The following is a 21,981-nucleotide window of genomic DNA, read 5'->3' as shown; positions in this document are numbered from 1 at the left end:
CTCGTCGTCGAGCTCGTGCCCCACATCATGACGCAATCCCCGCCCCCTGACCGCCCCCGCGCCACTCGGCCGCCCCACGCCGCTCCGCCGCCCGGCCGCCCCACGCGGTCCGGCCGCTCTGCGTCGCCCGGCCGCCTCGCCGCTCCGCCGCCCGGCCGTTCCACGCGGTCCGACCGCCCCCACGCCACTCGGCCGCCTCGCCGCCCTGCGCCGCGCCGCTCCCCGCGGTCCGACCGCCTCGCGCCGCCCGGCCACCTCGCCTCTCCGCGCCACCCGGCCGTTCCACGCGGTCTGACCGCCTCGCGCCGCCCTCCAAACCCCCACGTGCCCACCGCGGCCCCTGGTGCGCCCGCGCGCACCGCCGCGCTGCCCCAGCGCCGCGCCACCGCCGCGCGGCCCCAGTGCCGCGCACAGCCGCCACCGGCGCCCTGAATCACCACCCGCCGCGCTCAGCCACCGACCGCGCTCAGCCACCGACCGCGCTCAGCCACCGCCCGGCGCTCAGCCACCGCCCAGCACGCAGCCGCCACCTGCCGTGCGCTGCACCCGCTCACGCCCTGCCGTCCCACAGTCACTTGCCGGGCCCAACCATCGCTCGCCGCGGCTCGTTACGACTGCGCCCTTGTGCAGCTGCGGCCCGCCGCGCATCGACTGCCGCCTTTGCCGGGCCAACCACACCACGCACCCAGCGTGCCGCAGCGCGCAGTCACTGCGGGTCGTGCGCTACCACCACTGCTGCCCGTCGCCTTGCAGTCGCCGCCTTGCCGCGCCCGACCGTCGCCCGCCGCAGGTCGCCACTGCCCGCCGCGGCTCGTTACGGCCGCGCCCGACCGTCGCCCGCCGCGCGTCACCACTGCCCGCCGCGGCTCGTTACGGCCGCGCCCCTGTGCAGCGACGGCCTGCCGCGGTTGATCGCCACTTTGCCGCGCCGGCCGCCGCCGCCCTCGGTTCGCTACCGCTGAACCCTTGGGCCAGCGGTCCGCCGCGTGTCTGATCGCCGTCTCGCCGCGCCGAGTCAAGTTTTCGCGCGCAGCTCGCAACCACCACGCACTTGTGAAGCTGCGGCACACCCGCCCCCGGCACCCCGAACCCCCGTAGGCAGGCCAGGCACGAGAAACCCAAGAACCCTGACGAGTCAGAAAGCCCCGATGAGCTCCGAAACATGTCCACCGATCTGCGCCACCGTCCCGCTCACCTCGGATGCCTGGGACAGCAGAGCCTTCACCTTCTCCCACCGGGTGCGGACCACCTCGGGCTCCACGTCCTCGGCCGTGTCCGGGTCCTGGGCCTTCCGCGCGTCTTCCAGCAGACCGGCCAAGTTCCGGTCCAGCGCCTTCCGGTCGGCGACCTCCAGCGCGGCCGTCTCGGCACGCAGCTGCTCCAGCAACGTGACCAGCGGCGCCTGCTGCTGGTTGATGTTCGCGCCGCTCATGGAGCCGCTGTTCGTTCCCGTGTTGATCGGGCCGAAGTTCCCGCCGCTGATGTTGATCCCGGTCATGTGCTCAGTCCCCCTTGGCCGTCTGCACGTTCGCGCCGTCCATCGAACCGGTGTTGGCGCCGGTGTTGATGGGGGCGTAGTTGTCGCCGTGGATGGTGATCTCCTTGTGGATCACGGTCGCGGCCTGGCGCTCGAAACTCGCGGGCGAATAGCCGCAGTCGCGCAGGATGCGGCTTATCGCGGGCATCAGCCTGCTGTGCAGGATCTTCTCGTAGCGCTCCACGTCGACCAGCTGAAAATAGCTGTCCACGTCCTCGGCGGCCGCCATCTCGCGCAACGTTCGCAGCGAGCCGTACGCGTCCGGGTTGATCAGGCCGCGGTCCTGCCGCAGCGGCTGGATCCACTCCAGCGTGTGCTTGGCGCGACCCCAGATCGTCACCGGCAACCGCAACAACCGCAGCAGCGCCTGCCCGATCGGCGCGGCCACCCCGGCGGGCAGCTTGTCCACCGCGCGGTACCGGTCCCGCACCGGCGGCAGCACGCACGGCGTCCACTCCAGGTACAGGGTGCTGGCGTCGACGGCCGCGTGCAGGTAGCTGGACATCACCAGGTCCCGGTCCCACGTCTCGACCTGGAAGCACAGGTAGTAGCGCGCCCACTCACGCGGCTGCCGGCGCAGCGCCGCCACCTCGCCCGGCGGCAGGTACCGCTCCGGCGCCCGGTCCAGGCCCCGCAGGTACACCACCGACTCCGGCTGGTAAACGTGGTCGATCAGCTCCGCCGACGACGCGAACACGGCCTCCCGGATCGACAGCTCACGCAACCGCCGGTCCGGCGACAGCGACTCGCTCTCCTGCAGCACAGCCATCGCCGCGCGGACCCGCTCGTACAGCAACGGCGTGGTCAGCTCGTCGAACGGCGTGCCGTCCGGCTTGTGGTCCTCCGGCAGGCGGTCCAGCGGCAACGCCATCGACCAGGACTCCCGGTGCGACCCGGCGCCGACGAACGGGTTGTAGCCGCGGTGCACGAACAACGGCACCGCGCCCTGCGGGCTCTCTTCGGCGTCCCGGTAGCGGTGCAGCTGCCGCACGAACCGCGGCGGGCACAGGCCGAGCAGCGGGCGCTCGGTGGTGAACGGGTCGGCGGGCGACCGGTTGCGGGCGCGGTAGCCGAACCGGTCGACGAGCAGCGACCGCACCACCAGCCGGTCGGTCACCAGGATCGCGAACATCAGCACGACCAGCGCGATCGAGACGTAGAACCAGACCTCATCGTCGCCGGAGGGCGGACTGTAGTAGTCCCCGTAGTAGCCGCCGGTGAAGTCCTCGGTGGCCTCCGGATCGATCGCGCCGAGCAAGTAGATCAGCAGACCGGCCAGCGCGAACGTGCCGAGCACGACGACGATCGCCGCCTTGAGCGCCACGTTGATCGCCCTGCGCCAGATCGACGGGATCACCAGCGCCACCGCGAGCGCGAGCCACGTGAACAGCAACAGGCTCGGGCCCGAGGCCCAGACGAACAAGCCGAACAACACCGCCAGGATGCCGTCGCGCAGCTTGCGGCGGCCCCGTGAGGCGATCGCCTCCACCAGCACCCGCGCCGGGTCGAACCCTGGCGAGTGCGGCAGCGGGCGGGTCGGCTCGGTGAGGAACTCGCGGATCGCGCGGTCGGCGTATCCGGAGTCGAGGTGCGCGGCGGCGCACAGGTACCGCGTCGTGTCGTCCTGGGGCCGCACCTGGTGCGGGACGGTCCAGGCGGTCATCGTTCCGGTCACGGGATCGCGTTCTCCGTCATGGCGGTGAGGATCGGGACCATCTCGGGCCAGTCGGCGGCCTTCGACGAGGCGTACACGAAGTACTCGGTGCCGGAGGCGCGCCAGTACTCGGCCTTCACGTGCCGCCTGCCCTCCGGCGCGGTCCACTCGAACTCCCACACGATCGCCTCGTACCCGCGGAGGGTCGTCTGGGCGAGCTCCACCCGGGAGTAGCCGGGCCGGGCGGCGGCGAAGTCGCTTTCGGCCTCGAGGTGGGACTCCATGATCGAAGCGTTCGGCACGGCCGAGCCGCCGTAGCGGACGAAGCGGGAGCTGTCGGCGGGGTCGGTGGCCTGCACGCTGCCCGCGGACTGGGTCGGCGCGACGGTCCAGCCCTCCGGGATGACCGTGCGGATCCCGGCCGGGCCGGTCACCTCGCTCCCCGGCGGCGCCGAACTGCTCGTCGTGGTCGTGGTGGTGGTCGTCGACGTGCGGCGGCTGCTCGACGCGCTCGTGGTCGTCACGGCCGAGCTCGACGTGGCCGTGGCCAGCTGGGTGGTCCCGCCGTCGCCGCTGTCGCGGACGAGCAGCAGCGCGGTACCGACCGCGCCGAGCACGACGAGGTTCGCCACACCCGCGAGCAGCGCCAGACGCGCCGAGCTCGGCTGGCCCCCAGGAGGCGGCATCACTGTCCCCTCGTCAACCGCTCGTGCAGAAGTGAGCACTGAGGGTAGCATCGAGCGTCCCGCCCGGGTTACTCCATTTGGGAGATTCACGTGACCGAACAGACCGACCCGATGACCGCTGTTCAAGCGCTCGAACAGCAGCTCGCCGCGGCTCCGGCGGACCTGGACCTGCGTCTGCGGCTCGCGCACGCGCTCGAAGCGCTGACCGTGTCCGCACGCAGCGTGACCAGAGAGGGGCTGCCCGTGGTGACATCGGCGCGCCAGCGCGAGCTGTGCGCGTGGGCGGCCCGCCGCATTCTCGAACTGAACGTGCCCGACCCCCGGCTCACCACCGGCGCGCAGGCCCTGCTGGCCGAGCTCGACGCGGGACGGCGGTGGGTGTGGCACGGCCAGGGACAGGTCGCCATCGCCGCGGTGGTGGTGCTGGGCCTGGTCGCGGTCGTGCTGGGCGGGCTGGCCGGCGTCGTCGCGGTCGTCGTCGCCGGCGCGGTGCTCAGCAGCGTCCTGCTGTCGGTGCTGGTCCTGCGCTTCCGGCGGGAGCGGTGGCGCGTCGAGGCGGAGCGGCTGGCGCCGGTCATCTGGCGGCCGGGCATCTGAGAAGTCTCACTCCGCAGGGCGACCGCAACCCGCCCGTCCCCTGCCGCGTCCAAGGTGCGAATAGGGTGGGAGACCGGAAGAAGACCCCGAACACGAAGGGACCCGGGCGGTGAACGCGTTCGCGGACTGGCTGCTGTCCCTCGCGCATGCCCTGTTCAACCCGGGGTTCTGCCCCGGTGACTGGGTGTGGGCCACGGTGGCCGCGGGGGCGCTGACCGCCTTGTTCCCGGTGGCCGGCGCGGTCCTCGTCGCGCTCATGCGGAAGTTCACCGGCAACCGGTACGACACCGGCACGATCGCGGCCATCGGCGTGATCGCGTTCGTATTCTCGTTCGGGCTGCCGTGGATGGCGTTCAACGGCATCTCGGGCATCTACCGGGCCGCCGCCGAGGGCACCTCTTCGCTGTCGAAGGCCGACCTGGCGACCCTGAACCGCGAGTACTGCTCGTTCATCGGCACGCAGAGCAAGTACCTCGGCGGTGGGCAGAACATCTTCGAGACGATCTTCTACCCCTCCGGCAACGTGCTCGCCTACGGCTACTACCTGGGCGCGCTCGTCGGGTTGCCGCTGCTCGCGCTGCTGTTCATGATCCTGCAGGCGCGCACCGCGATGCGCCGCGGACCGAAGTGGCCGGGCCGCCTGCTGTGGGTCGGGTTCGTGATGTTCGTGGTGTTCTCGGTGGGCGTCTCGGCCAACGCGGGCGTGTTCCTGTGGCTCGGGTTCATCCCGATCGCGATGCTCGGGATCATCCCGATCGCCCTGGTCGGGCCGCCGCCGTGGTCGGTCATCAACAAGCCGGAGCGGCCGCGCCCGGAGCCGCGGCGCGAGCCCCCGCCGCAGGTGCCGCCGCCTCCGCCACCGCCGCAGCAGCAGCCGCCGAAGCAGTACGCGCCGACGGCCGTCGCGCCCGCCGCGCAGGAGCTCGCCGCGGCGCCTGGCCCGGTCCCGCTGCCGCCGGGGTCGACGGCCAACGGCGGCGGCCGGTACCGGCGGATCAAGCGCCTCGGCCACGGTGGGTTCGGCACGGTGTGGCAGGCCGTGGACAACCAGCTGGGCCGCACAGTCGCGCTGAAGATCGCCCACGCGCCGGACCGGGACACCGAGGAGCGCATGCGCCGCGAGGCCAGGGCGCTCGCGATGGTCGACCACCCGAACTGCGTGCGGGTCTACGACCTGGTCGAGGAGCCGGACGGGCTCGCGCTGGTCATGGAGTACCTGGAGGGCCAGTCGCTGGCCACCGCGGTGGACACGATGGGACCGCTGGACGACGTCGCGGCGGGCCGCCTCTGGGCGACGATGGCAGGCGCGCTGGCGGCGGCGCACGAGAAGGGTGTGCTGCACCGCGATGTGAAGCCGTCGAACGTGATCCTGGACCCGCAGGGCATGCCGCACCTGATCGACTTCGGCATCGCCCGCAGTCGCGGCGATTCGACGATGACAGCGACCGGGATGATGATCGGCACCCCCGACTTCGTCGCCCCGGAGCAGGCCGCGGGCGCGGCGGCGTCCCCGGCCTCGGACGCGTGGCAGCTGGCGGCGACGGTGAGCTACGCGCTGTCCGGCTACCCGCCGCGGGGCACCCGCGAGACGCCGATGGCGGCCCTGATGGCGGCGGCGCGCGCCGAGCCCGTCTCGAAGCTGCCGCAGCGCTCCGCGCACGCCCGGCTGCTGATCGCCTCGCTCGACAACGAACCCCGCCGCCGCCCGACGCTGCACACGGTGGTGCGTGAGGTGGAGGGCTTCCTGTCGCGGGCGGGCAAGTCGATGGACGGGCCGGTGACGCGGATCGTGCCGCGTCACGGCGGTACCACGCGGGCGATGCCGCCGCGCTGACTGGGGTTTGTGGCGCTGGATGCGGCGTGGCGCGTGCGCGGTGGTGCGCCGCGGGCGATGCCGCCGCGCTGGCGCCGAGGGTGCGCGGCACCGGACGCTCCGGACGGGGCGTGGGACGCGCGAGGTGCGCCTGCGGCCCGACGGGATGGTCTGCGGGTGCTCCTGCTCGAAGGCAATCGTGCCGAGCCGGGGCGCAGGCGCTACCGGTGGGGCAGCGCGGAACGCCGGGCGGTTCGCTTCCGGCCCAGCAGGATCGCCTGCGGGTGCTTCGCGCCTTCCAGTTCGACTCGGGCCGCGATGTCGAAGCCGGCGCGTTTCAGGAGTTTCGCGACGTGGTCGGGTGGCAGCAGGTACGCGTCGTAGTCCACCGGGTGGCCGTAGGCCGTCTCCGGCTGCAGCTGGGCGTTCCCGGCGTGGAAGCCGATCAGCACGTGGCCTTCGGGCTCCAGCGCGCGGGCGAAGCCGGCGAACACCGTCGGCAGCACGGCCGGCGGGACGTGGAAGATCGACCACCACGCGACGATCCCGCCGAGCGACCCGTCCGGCACGTCGAGCGCCGTCATCGAGCCCACCTCGAACCGCAGCCGCGGGTACGACCGGCGGGCGATCTCGACCATCCCGGGGGACAAGTCGACGCCAAACGCTTGCGTGCCGAGTCCCGCCAGGTGCGCCGTCACGTGGCCGGGTCCGCAGCCGACGTCGGCGACCGGTCCGGTGACCAGCTCGGCGAAGGCGCTCAGCATCCCGCGGCCCACCGCGTCCGCCGCGAACCGCGGGCGCACGAACTCGGCGTAGTCCTCCGCGACCCGGTCGTACGACTCCCGGGCGCGGTCCAGGTACCCGGTCATCGCCAGGACGGCAGCCAGAGCTCCGCCTGCCACCGGGCGTTGCTGATCGGGTCGCCGTTCAGGATCGGCCACAGCCACGCGAAGTTCGCGACCACCAGGCCGACGTACAGCGCCACCACCAGCAGCCCCGTCCCGCGGCGTTCGAACCCGCGCCGCGCGCTGCCCAGGATCTGCCCGAGCGCGAGCGTCAGCCCGAGCACCAGGAACGGCGCCATCGGCGTCGCGTAGAAGAAGTACATCTGCCGGTCGATGTTCGTGAACCACGGCAGGAACCCGGCGAGGTAGCCGACCAGCACGGCGGCGTAGCGCCAGTCGAACCGGAACAGCCACCGCCACAGGCCCCACCCGAGCATCGGGATCGCGAGCCACCACATCGCGGGCGTGCCGATCAGCATCGTCGCCCGGATGCAGTCCGACGCGCCGCACGTGCCGTTGCCCGACTCGTAGTAGTAGAGCATCGGGCGCAGGCCCATCGGCCACGTCCACGGCTTCGACTCCCACGGGTGTGGGTCGTCCTTCGGCGTGACCAGGCTTTCGTGGAAGTGCAGCACGTTCATCGAGTAGTCGCCCAGCGACCGCAACGCGGGCGGCACCCAGCTCCAGAACCCGGGGTCGATGCCCTGCAGCTCGGTGTAGTGCCGGTCGGTGCCGGACTCGCTCGCGAACCACGCCCACCAGCTCGCCAGGTACATCAGCGCGGGGATGGCGACGATGGCCCACAACGCGGGCAGCACGTCCCGGCGCAGCGTCCCGACCCACGGCCGCGGCACCCCCGCCGCCCGGCGCGCGGCCAGGTCGAACCCGACGCACAGCAGCCCGAAGAACGCCATGTAGTACAGGCCCGACCACTTCACCGCGAAGGTCAGGCCGAGGCACACCCCGGCCGCGAACCGCCACCAGCGGAAGCCCAGCCGCGGCCCCCACGGCGACTCGTCCGCCCAGCCCTCGGCGACCGCCACCGCCAGCCGCTGCCGCACCTGGTCGCGGTCGCACAGCAGGCACGCGAACGCGGACAGCGCGAACAGGGCGATGAAGATGTCCAGCATCCCCATCCTGGCCTGCAGGAACAGCACCCCGTCGCAGATCACGAGTATCCCGGCGATGCCGCCGAGCAGCGTCGAGCGGGTCAGCCGCCGCGCGATGCGGATGGTGAGCAGCACGATGATCGTGCCCGCCACGGCCGCGCTGAAGCGCCAGCCCCAGCCGTTGTACCCGAACATCCACTCGCCGAGCGCGATGAGCTGCTTGGCCAGCGGCGGGTGCACCACCAGCTCGTAGCCCGCGTTGTCCTCGAACCCGCCGTTGCGCAGCATCTGCCACGCCTGTGGCACGTAGTGCTTCTCGTCGAAGACCGGGGTGCCCTTGTCGGTGGGGGAGCCGAGGTTCTGGAAGCGGGTGACCGCCGCGACCAGCGTCAGGACGATCGTGACCACCCAGCCGCGCAGCCGGTCAGCCGGCATCGGCCGTCCGAGGAGGGTGGCGGCACGGTCCGTCGGCGGGCGGAGGTGGTCCACCTGGTCCGGTCGCGTCAGCACAGCGGTCACGGGGGTGATCCTAGGGACCCACGGGTGAACTCGGAGTTCCCGCGCGGCTAATAGGGTGAAGGCCATGCCACTCGTCCTCGCCGCGACCCCCCTCGGTGACTCCCGCGACGCTTCGCCGCGCCTGGTCGCCGCACTGGCCGAGGCGAACGTGATCGCCGCCGAGGACACCCGTCGGCTGCGGTCGCTGGCCACCGCGCTGGACGTGACGCCGCGTGGGCGGGTGGTCAGCTTCTACGAGGACGTCGAGACGTCCCGGCTGCCGAAGCTGCTGGAGGCGCTGCGGGCCGGGGAGACCGTCGTTCTGGTCACCGACGCCGGCATGCCCAGCGTGTCCGATCCGGGGTACCGCCTGGTCGCGGCGTGCGTCGAGGAGGACCTGCCGGTCACCTGCCTGCCCGGGCCCTCGGCGGTGACGACCGCGCTGGCGCTGTCCGGGCTGCCCAGCGACCGGTTCTGCTTCGAGGGCTTCGCGCCGCGCAAGCCGGGTGAGAAGGGCCGCTGGTTCCGGGAGCTGGCGACCGAGCCGCGGACGGTCGTGTTCTTCGAGTCGCCGCACCGGCTGGCCGCGACGCTGACCGAAGCGGCCGCCGCGCTGGGTGACGAGCGGCGGGCGGCGGTGTGCCGGGAGCTGACGAAGACGTACGAGGAGGTCCGGCGCGGCACGCTGCCCGAGCTGGCGGCCTGGGCGGCGGACGGCGTGCGCGGCGAGATCACGGTGGTGCTGGAGGGCGCCCGGCCGCGGGCGGTGTCGGTGACGGACCTGGTGGCGGAGGTGTCGGCACGCGTGGCGGCCGGTGAGCGGCTCAAGTCCGCGGCGGCCGAGGTCGCCGAGGCGACCGGGGTGTCGAAGAAGGAGCTGTACGACGCGGTGCTGGCGGCGCGGCGCGCCTGAGCGTCAGGCGGGGTCCTTCCGCATCGCCCAGGTGACCGGGCCATCGTCGGGGAGGGGGACCTGCGCGGTCACCTCGAAGCCCAGCCCCTGGTAGAAGCCCACGTTCGACTCCAGCGAGGTCTCCAGGTAGGCCGGGTGGCCCTCCTCGGCGGCGGCACGCAGCCCGGGTGCGAGGACAGCCCGGCCGAGGCCCTCGCCCTGGCGGCCGGGCGCCACGCCGACCGTGGCGAGGAACCACGCGGGCCCGGTCGGCCGGTGCGGGGCCATCGCCTCCTCCGCGGCCGCCGCGGCGGCCGCCCGGTCACCGGCCAGCTCGCGCAGCCGCGGGCCCAGCGCGTCCAAGTCGGGCTCGCCGGAGGTGGGCGTCGTCCACACCGCCACCGCTGCCAGGTCGTCGCTCACCCAGACCCGCCCGCAGGGCAGCCCGACGTGTTCCAGGAACAGCCGTTGCAGGCCGGTCACCCGCGCGAAGTGGTCCGCCGCGGCGACGGTGTGCCGCGTGAACGGGTAGTCCGCGAAGGCCGCGCCCAGAGTTGCCGCCGCGCCGTCGAGGTCGGCTGCTGTGCCGAGGCGGATCAGGTGAGCAGTGCTTCCAGCGGGGCGGCTTTGTGCAGACATTCCTGCCATTCTGCCTCGGCGTCCGAATCCGCGGTGATGCCGCCGCCGACCCCGAGCGCGATCGAACCGCCGTGCACCTCGAACGTGCGGATCGCGACGTTCAGCTCCAGCCCGGCCACCGGCGACGCCAGCCCGACGGCGCCCGTGTAGACCCCGCGCGGCCGCGGCTCCAGCTCCGCGATCAGCTCCAGCGCCCGGATCTTCGGCGCGCCCGTCACCGAGCCGGGCGGGAAGGTCGCGGCCAGCAACTCCGCGTCCGAGGTGACCAGCCGCCCCTCCACGGTCGACTCCAGGTGCCACACGCCGGGCGCCGGGCGCACCCGCAGCAGCTCGGGCACCCGCACGCTGCCCACCGCGCACACCCGGCCGAGGTCGTTGCGCACCAGGTCGGTGATCATCACGTTCTCGGCCACGTCCTTGACCGACTCACGCAGCCGTTGTGCCAGCACGTCGTCCGCCGGGCCGCGGCGGGGCAGCGTGCCCTTGATCGGCGTCGAGCGGACCCGGTCGCCGTGGCGGGCGAGGAACAGCTCGGGCGACAACGACACGACGCTGCCCCACTCGCCGGTGAGGAACGCGGCGCGGCGCGGCCGCAGCCCCCGCACCCCCTGCGCGAACAACGCGGCGGGCGAGCCCTCGAACGTGCCCTCGAAACGGGTGCAGATGTTGGCCTGGAACACCTCCCCGGCCTCGATCGCGTGCACGCAGGCCTTCACCGCGTCGCCGTGTTCCGCGGGCATCGGCCGGTGCAACGGCCCCGCCTGCCAGGCCGGGGACGGCGCCGGCCGGGTCAGCAGCTCCGCGAACTCCGCCGCCAGGTCCGGGCCGCCGAGCGATTCGAACCACCACCAGCCGTCCGCGTCCAGCCGCAGGACGTGGTCGGCCCAGCCCCACACCGCCGCGGGCAGCGCGGTGCGCCGGCCGGACGGGTCGGTGAGGTCGTAGGACAGGTAGCCGAACCAGCCGCCGCCGACGACCCCCTCCGGAGCTTCGACCCGCGGTTGCCGGTCCGGCACCTCGAACGGGTCGGTGACCGGGCGGAGCTGCACCTCGGGCACCAGCACGGCCTGGGAGCCGAACCACTCGCCGCACAGGCCGGCCGCCGTGCCGATCCCCCGGGAGCGGGCGCGCTCGTCGAGGAGAAGCAGCACCTCATCCGGTGTTCTTCCCCGGCCAAGCCTCGTTCGCGTCACCCGCACGGGAACATTGTGACCTACCGTCGGACGCATGCGTGTGGTCGAGACGGAGCAGATCTGCAAGGTGACGGGCGCAGATTCGATCAACCGGACCGACCGGTTCGCCATCCACGGCACGGATCTCGGCATCCTGTGGGACGGCGGTGACGGGCGGGTCTTCGTGTTGTTCGGCGACACCTTCGGCGAGGGCTGGGGCGGCGACGGCGGCGGCCCGAACAGCGCCGACTGGCGCAACAACGTCCTCGCCTTCTCGACCAGCACGGACCTGGCCGCCGGTCTCACCTTCGACGGCGTCGTCACGCGGCCGGACGGCACCGCCGCCCAGGTCATCCCGCGCGATGGCCGCCGGGACGAGGTGACCGTCATCCCGAACTCGGGCCTGGCGGTCGACGGGCTCCAGGTCGTGCACTACATGTCCGTGCGGCAGTGGGGCCCGCCGGGCAAGTGGACCACCAACTACTCCGGCCTCGCCGTGTCCGACGACGGCGGGGTCACCTGGGCCAAGCCGTGGAGCGCGCGCTGGATCAACCGCGCCGAGCGGGACGACCCGTTCCAGATGTGCGCGCTGGCCCGCGAGGGCGACCACGTCTACCTCTTCGGCACCACCAACGGGCGGCACGGCGACGCCTACCTGGCCCGCACGGCGATCCCGCACCTGCTGGACGCGTCGTCCTACGAGTACTTCGACGGCCGCGGCTGGACCCGGGACGAGTTCGCCGCCGCGCCGGTCATCCCGGGCCCGGTCGGTGAGCTGTCCGTGGCCTACGACGTCCACCTCGGACAGTGGCTGGCGATGCACCTGGACGACCCGGGCGGCGCGATCCTGCTGCGCTCCGCCGACCGGCTCACCGGGCCGTGGTCGCCCGGCCAGGTCGCCGTGCCCGGGCACCGGTACCCCGGCCTCTACGGCGGTTACCTGCACCCGTGGGCGCTGGACGGCCCGGACGTCTACTACCTGATGTCGCAGTGGGGCCCGTACAACGTGTTCCTGATGCGGAGCACGCTAGAGCAGTAGGTCGGCCAGCGTGAACGGGTAGACCAGGGCGTCCATGCCGATGGGACCGGACACACCGGGCATCGGCGGCACCGAGCTGTGCTCGTGCAGCGCCAGGCGCGGGTGGAACCAGCCGGGGCGGCCGGGGATGTCGTTGTGCCGCGCCACCCACAGCACGACCTCGCGGTCGGCCCACTTCTGCGGGTGCAACCGGCGCAACCAGAGCCCGTAATCGGCGTAGATCACGACCCGCTGGATGCCCGCGGACTGCCGCACGGTCTTGATCCACGCCTTCACGAACCGGTCGTCGACGCCCTCCGCCTCGACTTCGAGCGTCGGTGCGAGCGAACCGGGCCCGAACACGCCGAGCCCCCGGCCCGCGCGCACGCACAGCTCGGCCTGGTCGTGGGGTGCGCCGGGGCGCGCGTAATGGCGGATGCCGGTGCGGATGCCGGCCCGCTGCGCCGCTTCGATTTGTTTCCCGGCGCCGCGGTCGAGCCAGTTGGTGTTCTCGGTGACGGTGATGGAGGCGAACGAGACCGCACCGGACCGGACCGCGTCCCAGTCCGCCACGGTCGCGTGCAGCGCGAGGTTGATCCCGCGCTCCGTGCTGCCCTCCGTCAAACCGCCGCCTTCATTCCACGCAAATGCGCTCGCCAGGACACTGCGTAGTCACCATAAGCGCGAAAAGCCCCGGTTGCCGTATCGACGCACCCCCCGAAAAGGGTGTGACTCACGGCAAGTACCGGGCGTGGCGGCGCGGGGTGACGGCACGGTCACCGTCGGGGAGTCCACAGTGGAGGTGGCGGCGGGCGGAACCCGGCCGCCGGCCCGCGGACCGGCGGCCGGGTCTGCTAACCCCCGATGCCCGAATTCCGGGCGGCTTCGACGATCGTGGCGGCGTCCTCGGGCAGCAGGTGGCCCGCGGCGACCGAGGACTGCGCGGCGGCCTGCACCTTGGCCACGTAGTCGGCGTTGGTCGGGTACAGGCGGCTCAGCACCGGCTCCGCGGTGGGCGGGAACGACGGGTCGGACGGGTCGCCGTCGTCGTGCCGGTCCCACGGGTCCGCGTCGCCGTTCCACGGGTCCCGCGCGCCGTAGAGGCCGCAGAAGACGCCGCTGTCGGTGGTGTTCCGCTCGCCGCTCAGCGTGCGCGTCGGCACCGCGACGTCGGGCAGCCGGATGCCGCCGGTGGCCAGGCCGGTGGCCGGGTCGCGGCGGTCGGCGTCGAGCAGCGCGCCGCTCGCCGGGCGCGGTCCGCCCTGCGCCCACGTGGTCAGCGCCCGCAGCGCGGCGTTCATCGAGTAGTGGCCGGGCCCGTCGTTGTAGGGCGCGGACCCCGCGGCGCAGCTCGGTTGCGGCGCGGCCGACCCGGCGGACTTTTGCACCGTCGGGCCGCCGAGGTCGACGGCCCACTGGTCGCCGTGCGCGGTGCCGGCCAGCTCCCAGTGCACGATGCGGTCGGTGTCCGCCTGCCGTGCCGCCGCCGCGCCCGGCACGTCGGTCTCGGTGAGCACCACGAACACCGGAACCGCGGTGTCGGTCCGGATGCGGCTCGGGTCCGGCATCGTCAGCACGTCGACGAGCCTGCCGCTGATCGGGGCCGCGACCGCGCTGTTGCTGTGGATCATCAGGCCGTCGTAGACGCGCGCGACCGGCTGGACGGCGTTGGCGTAGGTGGTCATGAACCCGGCCGACTGCGATTCCCCGTCGGCGAGCAGCGTCCGGATCTCCAGGCCGCCCAACGGGTCCGGCCCGTTCGGCGTGCGCAACGCCTGTCCCGCCTGGGAGAAGATGTCGTAGGAATAGGCGTCACCGGGGTGCACGAGGCTGCCGTAGCGGGCCGGGTCCCAGCCACGCAGGCCCGCGATGTCGCCGAGCCCGCCGTTGACACCGACGGACTGCGCCGACACGCCGACCCACGCGTAGCCCTGGCGCAGCAGCTCGTCCCGCATGAACCAGTAGTCCGGCGACAGTTCGAGCTGAGCGCTGACGTTGAGCCACTCCACGACGACCGTGCCGTTGAAGCGCGCCGGGTCGCTCGGCCGCCGGACCAGCAGCCGGGTCCGGTACGCGGCCTGGGTGGTGGGCCGGACGTCCCAGCGGCCGGACGAGGTCCACAGCCCCGACTTGGCGTACGCGGTCGCGGTGCCCGAGATGAAGAACTCGCTCTCGGTGTAGCCGAACGAGCCGAGGTCCTCGGCCGCGGCGAGGAACGGGAACCCGCGGCTGCCCGCGGGTGGTGTGGTGATCGTCGGGTTCGCGGCCGCCGCCGTGGCGGGCAGCACCGCGGCGAACACCGCCAGTAACGTTGCGAGGACGGCTGTGCGCACTGGTCACCTCCGTGATCTGGGGAGGGCCAGTGTGGGGCGGCCGCGGTCGCGGCGGCATCGGCGAAATCACCGGTGCGTTCGACGCCTCGCTCGACCGGAGCACCGCCGGCAGCCGGGCAGCGCGGGTGGCCGTCTCGCGGCCCAGGCGCAGGGTGGCGCGAACCTGACCCACGAGACGGACCCGTACTTCGACACGGCGGACTTCAGCGACAGCGCGCCCGGCAACCTGCGCGCGGACGTGCTGGTGCCGTGCCGTTAGGCGTTCTCCTTCTGGAACGTCCTCGTGCCCCAGAACACGGCCAGCACCGTCATCACCACGAGGATGATCGAGCCGGTCATCAGGGCGTCCATCGTGAGGTCGCCGCGGAAGGTGGCTCGCTCGGCGTCGACGACGTGGGTGAACGGGTTGATCCGCGAGATGGCGTAGAGCCAGTCCGGCGCGAGGACGCTGGTGATCGGCAGCAGGATGCCGGACAGCAGCAGCACCGGCATCAGCACGGCGTTCAGCAGCGCCGGGAAGGCCTGCTCGCTCTTGAGCGTCAGCGCCACCGCGTACGACGCCGAAGCCAGCGTCGCCGCGACCAGTCCGACGATCACCAGGCTCAGCAGCACCCCGCCGACCGGCGCGTCCAGTCCGAACGCGACATACGCGAGCACCGTGATCAGCACGGCCTGGATGACCGCCTGGATCACGTTGTTGGCCACCTTGCCCAGCAGCAGCCCGACCCGGCTGGCCGGCGTCACCCGCAGCCGTTCCAGCACGCCGCTGCGGTAGTCCATCAGCAGCGCGAACCCGGCGAACGACGAGCTGAACAGCGCCAGCTGGATGATCAGCGCCGGGGTCAGGATGGTCCAGCTGGTGCCCGGCGGGAAGCCGGGCGTGCTGCTGACGACCTTTTCCATCAGCGGCCCGAACAGCACCAGGTACAGCACCGGCTGCATGATGCCGATCATGATCCACGCGGGGTTGCGCATGGACAACGTCCAGTCCCGCTTGAAGATCAGCCACGTGTCACGCAACATGGGCGGCCTCCTCGTGCTGCTGGGACTGCTCGGCGTCGCGCAGTGACCGGCCGGTGAGCGTGAGGAACACGTCGTCCAGCGTCGGCCGGTTCACCTGCATCGAGGTCATCGCGATGCCGTCGCCGTCCAGGCGCCGCAACAGTTCCGGCAGCGCGGTGTCCCCGCGCGGCACGCGGAACCGCACCTCGGCTTCACCGGTGGTCACCTCGTGCGCGCCGTCCAGGCGCCCGGCGACCTCGGCCGCGGCGTCCACGAACTCCGGGGCCACCCCGATCGTCACGCCGTCGCCGGACACTCGCGCCTTGAGCGAGTCCGGCGACCCCTCGGCCACGATCTCCCCGTTGTCGATCACCAGGATCCGGTCGCACAGCGAGTCGGCCTCGTCCAGGTAGTGCGTGGTGAGGAACAACGTCACGCCGTGGTCCGCGCGCAGCCGCCGGATGTGGTCCCACAGGTTGGCGCGGCTCTGCGGGTCCAGCCCGGTGGTCGGCTCGTCGAAGAAGATCAGCTTCGGGTCGTGGATCAGGCTCAGCGCGATGTCCAGCCGCCGCCGCTGGCCGCCGGACAGCGTCTTCGTCAGCCGGTCGTCCAGCCCCACGAGGTCGAGCTGGTCGATCAGCTCCCGGCCCCGCCGCAGCGAGTCCTCCTTCGACATGCCGTAGAGCCGGCCCTGCAGCTCGATCTCCTCGAGCACCTTCATCTCCGGGGTGACGCCGCCGCCCTGGGCGACGTACCCGATCTGCCTGCGCACGCCGACCGGGTCGGCCAGCAGGTCGCGACCCGCGACCTGCGCTTCGCCCGCGGTCGGGCGCAGCAGCGTGGTCAGCATCCGCAGCGTCGTGGTCTTGCCGGCGCCGTTCGGGCCGAGGAACCCCACCAGTTCACCCTCGGCGACGTCGATGTCGACGCCCTTCACGGCCTCGACGCTGCGGCCGCGCGCGGTGAACGTCCGCGCGAGGCCGCGTGCCTTGATCATGAGAAATCCCCCTTGATTCAGTAGTCAAATTTGACTAGTGATGGCGGCCACTCTGCCCCAACTATCGCGCCGTAGTCAAATTTGATTACTTGATCTCCGGGGGTGCGCCGAAGTGGCGCCCCGGGTCGTCGGCCATGACGTACTCGCCGTCCTGCAGGCGCTTGATCAGGCCCCGCAGCCACTCGATGGTCGCCTCGACGTTCGTGCCCCACAGCCGGTACAGCTCGCCGACGTGCTCCGGGTGGCCCCAGTTGACTCCGCCGTCCAGCACGCTGCGGGTGGTCGCGAGCTGGCCCTCCAGCCACGTCAGGCGGTGCCGCAGCAGCGACAGGGCCCGGTCGCGGGGCAGGGAGGGCAGGAAGGTCAGCGCGGCGGCGAAGGCGAACGCGTCCTGGGCCCCGTCGCCCTCGGTCTCCGCGATCATCTGGGCCAGCCGGACCTGGAACTCGGTCTCGCCGTCGTCGGTCAGCCGGTAGGCGATCCGGTCCGGGCCGCGTCCCTCCGGTTCGTCCGGCACCGCCTCCAGCAGGCCTTCGGCCGCCATCTTCTTGAGCGCGTGGTAGATCGACCCGGGCTGGACGTTCGCCCAGCGGTCGGCCGACCAGGCCAGCAGCTCACGCCGCACCTGATAGCCGTGCGCCCGGCCGTACATCCGTACGACGCCCAGCACCAGCAGCCGCGTCGGCGACACCCGACCTCCTTAAGCCTTCCCAGGTAACAATGCACGAGACGGCATCCGTACGCTAAACAGGCATGAGCATCCCTGTGTTGACGGCGGTGGCCTGGCCTTATGCCAACGGGCCCCGTCACATCGGCCACGTCTCCGGCTTCGGCGTCCCGTCGGACGTGTTCTCGCGCTACCAGCGAATGGCCGGCAACCGGGTGCTCATGGTGTCCGGGACCGACGAGCACGGCACGCCGATCACGGTCCAGGCGGACAAGGAGGGCCTCACCTCCCAGCAGACCGCCGACAAGTACACCCGCCAGATCGGCCAGGACCTGCAGGGCCTCGGGCTGACCTACGACCTGTTCACCCGCACCAGCACCGGCAACCACGCCGAGGTCACGCAGCAGATCTTCCTCGCGCTGCACCGCAACGGCTACGTCGTGCCCAAGACCACGACCGGCGCGATCAGCCCGTCCACCGGCCGCACGTTGCCGGACCGCTACATCGAGGGCACCTGCCCGATCTGCGGTTACGACGGCGCGCGCGGCGACCAGTGCGACAACTGCGGCAACCAGCTGGACGCCGCGGAGCTGATCAACCCGAAGTCGCGGATCAACGGTGAGACGCCGAAGTTCGTCGAGACCGAGCACCTGTTCCTCGACCTGCCCGCGTTCACCGAGAGCCTCGGCAAGTGGCTGTCGACGAAGACCGACTGGCGGCCCAACGTCGTCAACTTCACCAAGAACCTGCTCGACGACATGCGGCCCCGCCCGATCACCCGCGACCTGGACTGGGGCGTGAAGATCCCGCTGGACGGCTGGCGCGACCAGCCGCTGAAGCGGTTCTACGTGTGGTTCGACGCGGTGATCGGCTACTTCTCGGCCAGCGTCGAGTGGGCCCGCCGCAGCGGGAACCCGGACGCGTGGCAGGAGTTCTGGACCAACCCGGACGCGCGCGGCTACTACTTCATGGGCAAGGACAACATCACCTTCCACGCCCAGATCTGGCCCGCGCTGCTGCTCGGCCACAACGGCGCGGGTGACAAGGGCGGCCAGGTCGGCCCGTACGGCAAGCTCAACCTGCCGGACGAGATCGTGTCGTCGGAGTTCCTGACCATGAGCGGGTCGAAGTTCTCCACTTCGCGCGGCACGGTCATCTACGTCAACGACTTCCTGCGCGAGTTCGGCCCGGACACCCTGCGCTACTTCATCGCGGTGGCCGGCCCGGAGACCCAGGACACCGACTTCACCTGGGACGAGTTCGTCCGCCGGACCAACTTCGAGCTGGCCAACGAGTGGGGCAACCTGGTCAACCGCTCGATCTCGATGGCGCACAAGAACAACGGCGCGATTCCGGCCCCGGTCAAGCCGGCGCCCGCGGACGAGGAGCTGAAGGCGCTGTCCCGCAAGGCGTTCGAGACGGTTGGCGGGCACCTGCAGCGGTCGCGGTTCAAGCTGGCGGCCACCGAGGCGATGCGGGTCGTGTCCGCGGCCAACCGCTACTTGTCGGACCAGGAGCCGTGGAAGCTCAAGGACGACCCGGATCGCCGCGACGCGGTGCTGCACACCGCGCTGCAGGTGGTGTCGGACGCGAACACGCTGCTCACCCCGTTCCTGCCGCACTCTGCGCAGAAGGTGCACGAGGCGCTGGGCGGCACCGGCGTGTGGGCCGCGCAGCCGGAGCTGCAGGACGTCGAGGACCTGGACATCCCCGGCCGGATCAACCCGATCCTGACCGGCGACTACGCGGCCGAGCAGGCGCGCTGGGAGTCCATCCCGATCGAGGTCGGCCGTCCGCTGGCCAAGCCGACGCCGCTGTTCGCCAAGCTCGACCCGAAGCTCGGCGAGACCGGTCCGGAGTGGGCCCCGATCGCGCAGTGAGCAAGAAGGAACGGCCACCGGTGCCGGAGCGCCTGCCGGCGCCGGTGGTCGACTCGCACACGCACCTGGACGCCTGCGGTGCGGTCACGGCGGCCGACGTGGCCGAGCTGGCCGACCGTGCCGCGGCGGCCGGGGTGACCCGGATGGTGACCGTCGCCGACGACCTGGACGCCGCCCGCTGGGCCGCGGAAGCGTCCACTTGGGACGAGCGGGTGTGGGCCGCGGTGGCCATCCACCCCACGCGCACCAAGGACTTCGGCGAGGCGGAACAGTCCGAAATAGAGCATCTGGCGCGCCAGGACCGGGTGGTCGCGGTCGGCGAGACCGGTCTGGACTACTACTGGGACTACTCGCCGCCGGACGCCCAGCAGGAGGCGTTCCGCTGGCACATCGACCTCGCCAAGCGGGTCGGCAAGCCGCTGATGATCCACGACCGGGACGCGCACTCCGACGTGTTGCGGATCCTGGACGAGGAGGGCGCGCCGGAGACCGTGGTGTTCCACTGCTTCTCCGGTGACGAGGACATCGCACGCCGGTGCGTGGACGCCGGGTACGTGCTGTCGTTCGCCGGCACGGTCACGTTCCGCAACGCCCGGGCGCTGCAGGCCGCGGCGCGGCTCGTGCCCTCCGGGCAGTTCCTCGTCGAGACCGACGCGCCGTTCCTGACGCCGCACCCGTTCCGCGGACGGCCGAACGAGCCGTACTGCACCGCTTATACGGTCGCGTTCCTCGCCGACCTCCGTTCGGAGGGGCTGGAACAGGTCTGTTCGGCGGTGTCGGAGACGGCCGAACGCGTGTTCCGGCTGCCGTCCGTCACAGCGGGTTGAACGGACTGCGACATCCGTGGAAATCAACCATCCACCTGGAGGAGTGACGAACGCCACGACATTCCGCCCGGTGTTTGCGCAACCTCGCGGGGTCCGTTACTGTCCCGTGACCGTGCCGCATGATCGCTCCAACCGGGCGAAGAGCGGGACACCCGGAGTCAAGCCAGTGCAGGTCGGGATCGGGGATGGCGAAGACTTCGGGAGCCGTAGTGCGAAAGGGATCGACCTGCTGTGACTGGTAGTAGATGGGCCGACGCGCGTCCGACTGAGGCGATGGACTGGTTCGAGTCCAGCCGTGGTGGCGCGGTGGGCACCCTCGACTGGCCCGACGCCGACGCGTTCTCGGACGACCTGGCTGTCACCGAGCACGACATCCGCACGGTGCTGGGCAACGACGCGGACGATCTCATGGCCGAGGCCGAGATCGACGTCGACGAGCTGATCCGGCTGATCAACGCCGAGACCACGATGCTCCCGGCCCTCGCCATCCCGGACGCGGCCGCACAGGACCGCACGGCCGCCGTGGAGGCCGAGGAGGAGCCGGAGAAGGCCCTCGTCTCCGCGGTCAAGACCTGGAAGCGGCGGTTCCTCCGCGGCTCGGTCCTGGCCCTCCTGATCAGCCTCACCGGTGGCGGCGCCGCCGCGCTGGCCATGAACAAGAGCGTGACCGTCGACGTCGACGGCCACACGCAGACCGTGCACAGCTTCGGCAAGACGGTCGGCGAGGTCCTCGAGGACGCCGGTCTCACCGTCGGTGAGCACGACGCGCTGTCCCCCTCGCCGCAGGCGCCGGTCGGTGACGGCGGCGTCATCAAGCTGGAGCGCGGCCGCAAGCTGAACCTGGTCGTCGACGGGGTCGCCCGCGAGTCCTGGGTCCGCGCGACGAGCCTGCAGGAAGCCATCACGCAGCTGGGCCTGAGCGGCCAGTTCGGCCCGGGCACCGCGTACTCGATGCCGCTGGACGCGGAGCTGCCCCTCGACGGCGCGACCGTCGAGGTCAAGACCCTCAAGAACATCACCGTCTACGACGGCGACGCCGCCCCCCGGCAGATCAGCACCACCGCGATCACCGCGGAGGAGTTCCTGGCGGAGCAGGGCATGTCGCTCGGCCCGGACGACGAGATCGAGGGCGGCCTGGCCCTCAAGCTGACCAACGGCGCCGAGGTGCACATCTCGCGCACCGGGGTCACCGTGATCAACCAGGAAGAGGACATCGATCCTCCGGTCCAGGAGATCAAGGACGCGACCCTCGACGCGGGCGACGAGGTCGTCCAGGACCCGGGCACGGCGGGCAAGAAGCTGGTGACCTACCGGATCACCAAGCGCAACGGCAAGGAGACCGCCCGCGAGGAGCTCTCGACGAAGGTGATCGTCGAGGCCAAGCCGAAGATCGTCCGGGTCGGCACCAAGCAGCCGGTGATCAGCGACAGCGCCATCTGGGACGCCATCGCGAAGTGCGAGTCCGGCGGCAACTGGTCGATCAACACCGGCAACGGCTACTACGGCGGCCTGCAGTTCAACAAGAGCACGTGGGACGCCTACGGCGGCGACCAGTACGCGGCCTACCCGCACCAGGCCACGCGCGAGCAGCAGATCGCGGTGGCGACCAAGGTGCGCGACGACCGCGGCGGCTACGGCGCCTGGCCCGTCTGCGGCGCCAAGGCCACCAGCTGATCCCCGACAGCACACACATGATGACCCCGGCCGGTGGCCGGGGTCATCTTTTTTTCCCGCGTACCGGCACCCGGCAACGAAAGCCCGAAACCCCCCGAACCACCCCTCTCCCGCAACCCGATCCCCAGCCAAATCGGTTGCCGAGCGGAGCAGGCCGCGCGGCTGCAGGCCGCCGATGGCGACGATCGCCTTGTACTGGGG

19 protein-coding genes are annotated in these 21,981 nt (G+C 71.8%); 7 read left to right on the top strand and 12 right to left on the bottom strand.

Annotated elements, in window-relative coordinates; genetic code table 11:
- Positions 1-1,135: 1,135 nt before the first annotated feature.
- From ABZ193_RS08290 to ABZ193_RS08280, 3 genes are read right to left on the bottom strand one after another with little or no spacing between them, the layout of a single operon-like run.
- Positions 1,136-1,498: a hypothetical protein gene (locus ABZ193_RS08290; protein ID WP_237339182.1), complete on the bottom strand. Its 363-nt coding sequence runs from the start codon at positions 1,496-1,498 to the stop codon at positions 1,136-1,138.
- 4 nt (positions 1,499-1,502) lie between these two features.
- A complete protein-coding gene (locus tag ABZ193_RS08285; RefSeq protein ID WP_354709366.1) occupies positions 1,503-3,212 on the bottom strand; it encodes a hypothetical protein in 1,710 nt (569 codons plus the stop codon).
- Complete coding sequence (locus ABZ193_RS08280) at positions 3,209-3,877, bottom strand: hypothetical protein (RefSeq protein WP_354709365.1); 669 nt, start codon at positions 3,875-3,877, stop codon at positions 3,209-3,211. The genes ABZ193_RS08285 and ABZ193_RS08280 overlap by 4 nt, the downstream gene beginning before the upstream one ends.
- Positions 3,878-3,967: 90 nt before the next feature.
- Here ABZ193_RS08280 and ABZ193_RS08275 point away from each other — a divergent pair, with 90 nt between their 5' ends.
- Both ABZ193_RS08275 and ABZ193_RS08270 read left to right on the top strand, forming a co-directional pair.
- On the top strand, positions 3,968-4,474 hold the full coding sequence (locus tag ABZ193_RS08275) for a hypothetical protein (protein WP_354709364.1): 507 nt from the start codon (positions 3,968-3,970) through the stop codon (positions 4,472-4,474).
- Between the two features lie 109 nt (positions 4,475-4,583).
- Positions 4,584-6,308, top strand: a complete 1,725-nt coding sequence (locus tag ABZ193_RS08270; protein ID WP_237339178.1) for a serine/threonine-protein kinase — start codon at positions 4,584-4,586, stop codon at positions 6,306-6,308.
- Positions 6,309-6,508: 200 nt separating this feature from the next.
- Here ABZ193_RS08270 and ABZ193_RS08265 read toward each other — a convergent pair whose 3' ends face one another.
- Both ABZ193_RS08265 and ABZ193_RS08260 read right to left on the bottom strand, forming a co-directional pair.
- Complete coding sequence (locus tag ABZ193_RS08265) at positions 6,509-7,156, bottom strand: class I SAM-dependent methyltransferase (protein WP_237339177.1); 648 nt, start codon at positions 7,154-7,156, stop codon at positions 6,509-6,511.
- Positions 7,153-8,700: a phospholipid carrier-dependent glycosyltransferase gene (locus ABZ193_RS08260; RefSeq protein ID WP_354709363.1), complete on the bottom strand. Its 1,548-nt coding sequence runs from the start codon at positions 8,698-8,700 to the stop codon at positions 7,153-7,155. The genes ABZ193_RS08265 and ABZ193_RS08260 overlap by 4 nt, the downstream gene beginning before the upstream one ends.
- A 64-nt stretch (positions 8,701-8,764) precedes the next feature.
- Here ABZ193_RS08260 and rsmI point away from each other — a divergent pair, with 64 nt between their 5' ends.
- Positions 8,765-9,592, top strand: coding sequence for a 16S rRNA (cytidine(1402)-2'-O)-methyltransferase (gene rsmI, locus ABZ193_RS08255; protein ID WP_237339175.1), 828 nt, complete (start codon positions 8,765-8,767; stop codon positions 9,590-9,592).
- A 3-nt stretch (positions 9,593-9,595) separates the two neighbouring features.
- Here the strand turns inward: rsmI and ABZ193_RS08250 are convergent, their stop codons facing one another.
- Together ABZ193_RS08250 and ABZ193_RS08245 are read right to left on the bottom strand one after the other, a co-directional pair.
- Positions 9,596-10,210 (bottom strand): GNAT family N-acetyltransferase, encoded by a 615-nt coding sequence (locus tag ABZ193_RS08250; RefSeq protein ID WP_237339174.1) that lies wholly within the window; start codon positions 10,208-10,210, stop codon positions 9,596-9,598.
- Positions 10,168-11,361, bottom strand: coding sequence for an aminodeoxychorismate synthase component I (locus tag ABZ193_RS08245; protein ID WP_237339173.1), 1,194 nt, complete (start codon positions 11,359-11,361; stop codon positions 10,168-10,170). Before ABZ193_RS08245 ends, ABZ193_RS08250 begins: the two co-directional genes overlap by 43 nt.
- Before the next feature lie 76 nt (positions 11,362-11,437).
- Here ABZ193_RS08245 and ABZ193_RS08240 point away from each other — a divergent pair, with 76 nt between their 5' ends.
- Positions 11,438-12,421, top strand: coding sequence for a DUF4185 domain-containing protein (locus ABZ193_RS08240; protein WP_237339172.1), 984 nt, complete (start codon positions 11,438-11,440; stop codon positions 12,419-12,421).
- Here the strand turns inward: ABZ193_RS08240 and ABZ193_RS08235 are convergent.
- The 5 genes from ABZ193_RS08235 to ABZ193_RS08215 all read right to left on the bottom strand — a co-directional run bounded on the left by ABZ193_RS08235 (position 12,410) and on the right by ABZ193_RS08215 (position 17,423).
- On the bottom strand, positions 12,410-13,024 hold the full coding sequence (locus tag ABZ193_RS08235) for a GH25 family lysozyme (RefSeq protein ID WP_020419450.1): 615 nt from the start codon (positions 13,022-13,024) through the stop codon (positions 12,410-12,412). The two genes, ABZ193_RS08240 and ABZ193_RS08235, sit on opposite strands and share 12 nt — an antisense overlap.
- 230 nt (positions 13,025-13,254) lie before the next feature.
- A complete protein-coding gene (locus ABZ193_RS08230) occupies positions 13,255-14,733 on the bottom strand; it encodes an alpha/beta hydrolase domain-containing protein (RefSeq protein ID WP_237339171.1) in 1,479 nt (492 codons plus the stop codon).
- A gap of 255 nt (positions 14,734-14,988) precedes the next feature.
- Positions 14,989-15,756 (bottom strand): ABC transporter permease, encoded by a 768-nt coding sequence (locus ABZ193_RS08225; RefSeq protein ID WP_020419448.1) that lies wholly within the window; start codon positions 15,754-15,756, stop codon positions 14,989-14,991.
- Positions 15,746-16,732, bottom strand: coding sequence for an ATP-binding cassette domain-containing protein (locus ABZ193_RS08220; RefSeq protein ID WP_237339170.1), 987 nt, complete (start codon positions 16,730-16,732; stop codon positions 15,746-15,748). Before ABZ193_RS08220 ends, ABZ193_RS08225 begins: the two co-directional genes overlap by 11 nt.
- An 85-nt stretch (positions 16,733-16,817) precedes the next feature.
- Entirely contained in the window at positions 16,818-17,423 is a 606-nt protein-coding gene (locus ABZ193_RS08215) for a PadR family transcriptional regulator (RefSeq protein WP_020419446.1), read from the bottom strand.
- 62 nt (positions 17,424-17,485) lie between these two features.
- Here ABZ193_RS08215 and metG point away from each other — a divergent pair, with 62 nt between their 5' ends.
- The 3 genes from metG (at position 17,486) to ABZ193_RS08200 (ending at position 21,780) form a co-directional block, all read left to right on the top strand.
- On the top strand, positions 17,486-19,279 hold the full coding sequence (gene metG / locus ABZ193_RS08210) for a methionine--tRNA ligase (RefSeq protein ID WP_237339169.1): 1,794 nt from the start codon (positions 17,486-17,488) through the stop codon (positions 19,277-19,279).
- Positions 19,276-20,106, top strand: a complete 831-nt coding sequence (locus tag ABZ193_RS08205; protein ID WP_237339168.1) for a TatD family hydrolase — start codon at positions 19,276-19,278, stop codon at positions 20,104-20,106. Before metG ends, ABZ193_RS08205 begins: the two co-directional genes overlap by 4 nt.
- Before the next feature lie 273 nt (positions 20,107-20,379).
- Positions 20,380-21,780: a resuscitation-promoting factor gene (locus ABZ193_RS08200; RefSeq protein WP_020419443.1), complete on the top strand. Its 1,401-nt coding sequence runs from the start codon at positions 20,380-20,382 to the stop codon at positions 21,778-21,780.
- The last annotated feature ends 201 nt before the right edge of the window (positions 21,781-21,981 follow it).

The sequence above is a fragment of the Amycolatopsis sp. NPDC006125 genome, assembly GCF_040614195.1.
In the GTDB taxonomy this organism is placed as follows: domain Bacteria; phylum Actinomycetota; class Actinomycetes; order Mycobacteriales; family Pseudonocardiaceae; genus Amycolatopsis_E; species Amycolatopsis_E tucumanensis.
Note: the sequence above shows the minus strand (reverse complement) of the source record. Positions and strands in the feature narration are given on the sequence as shown.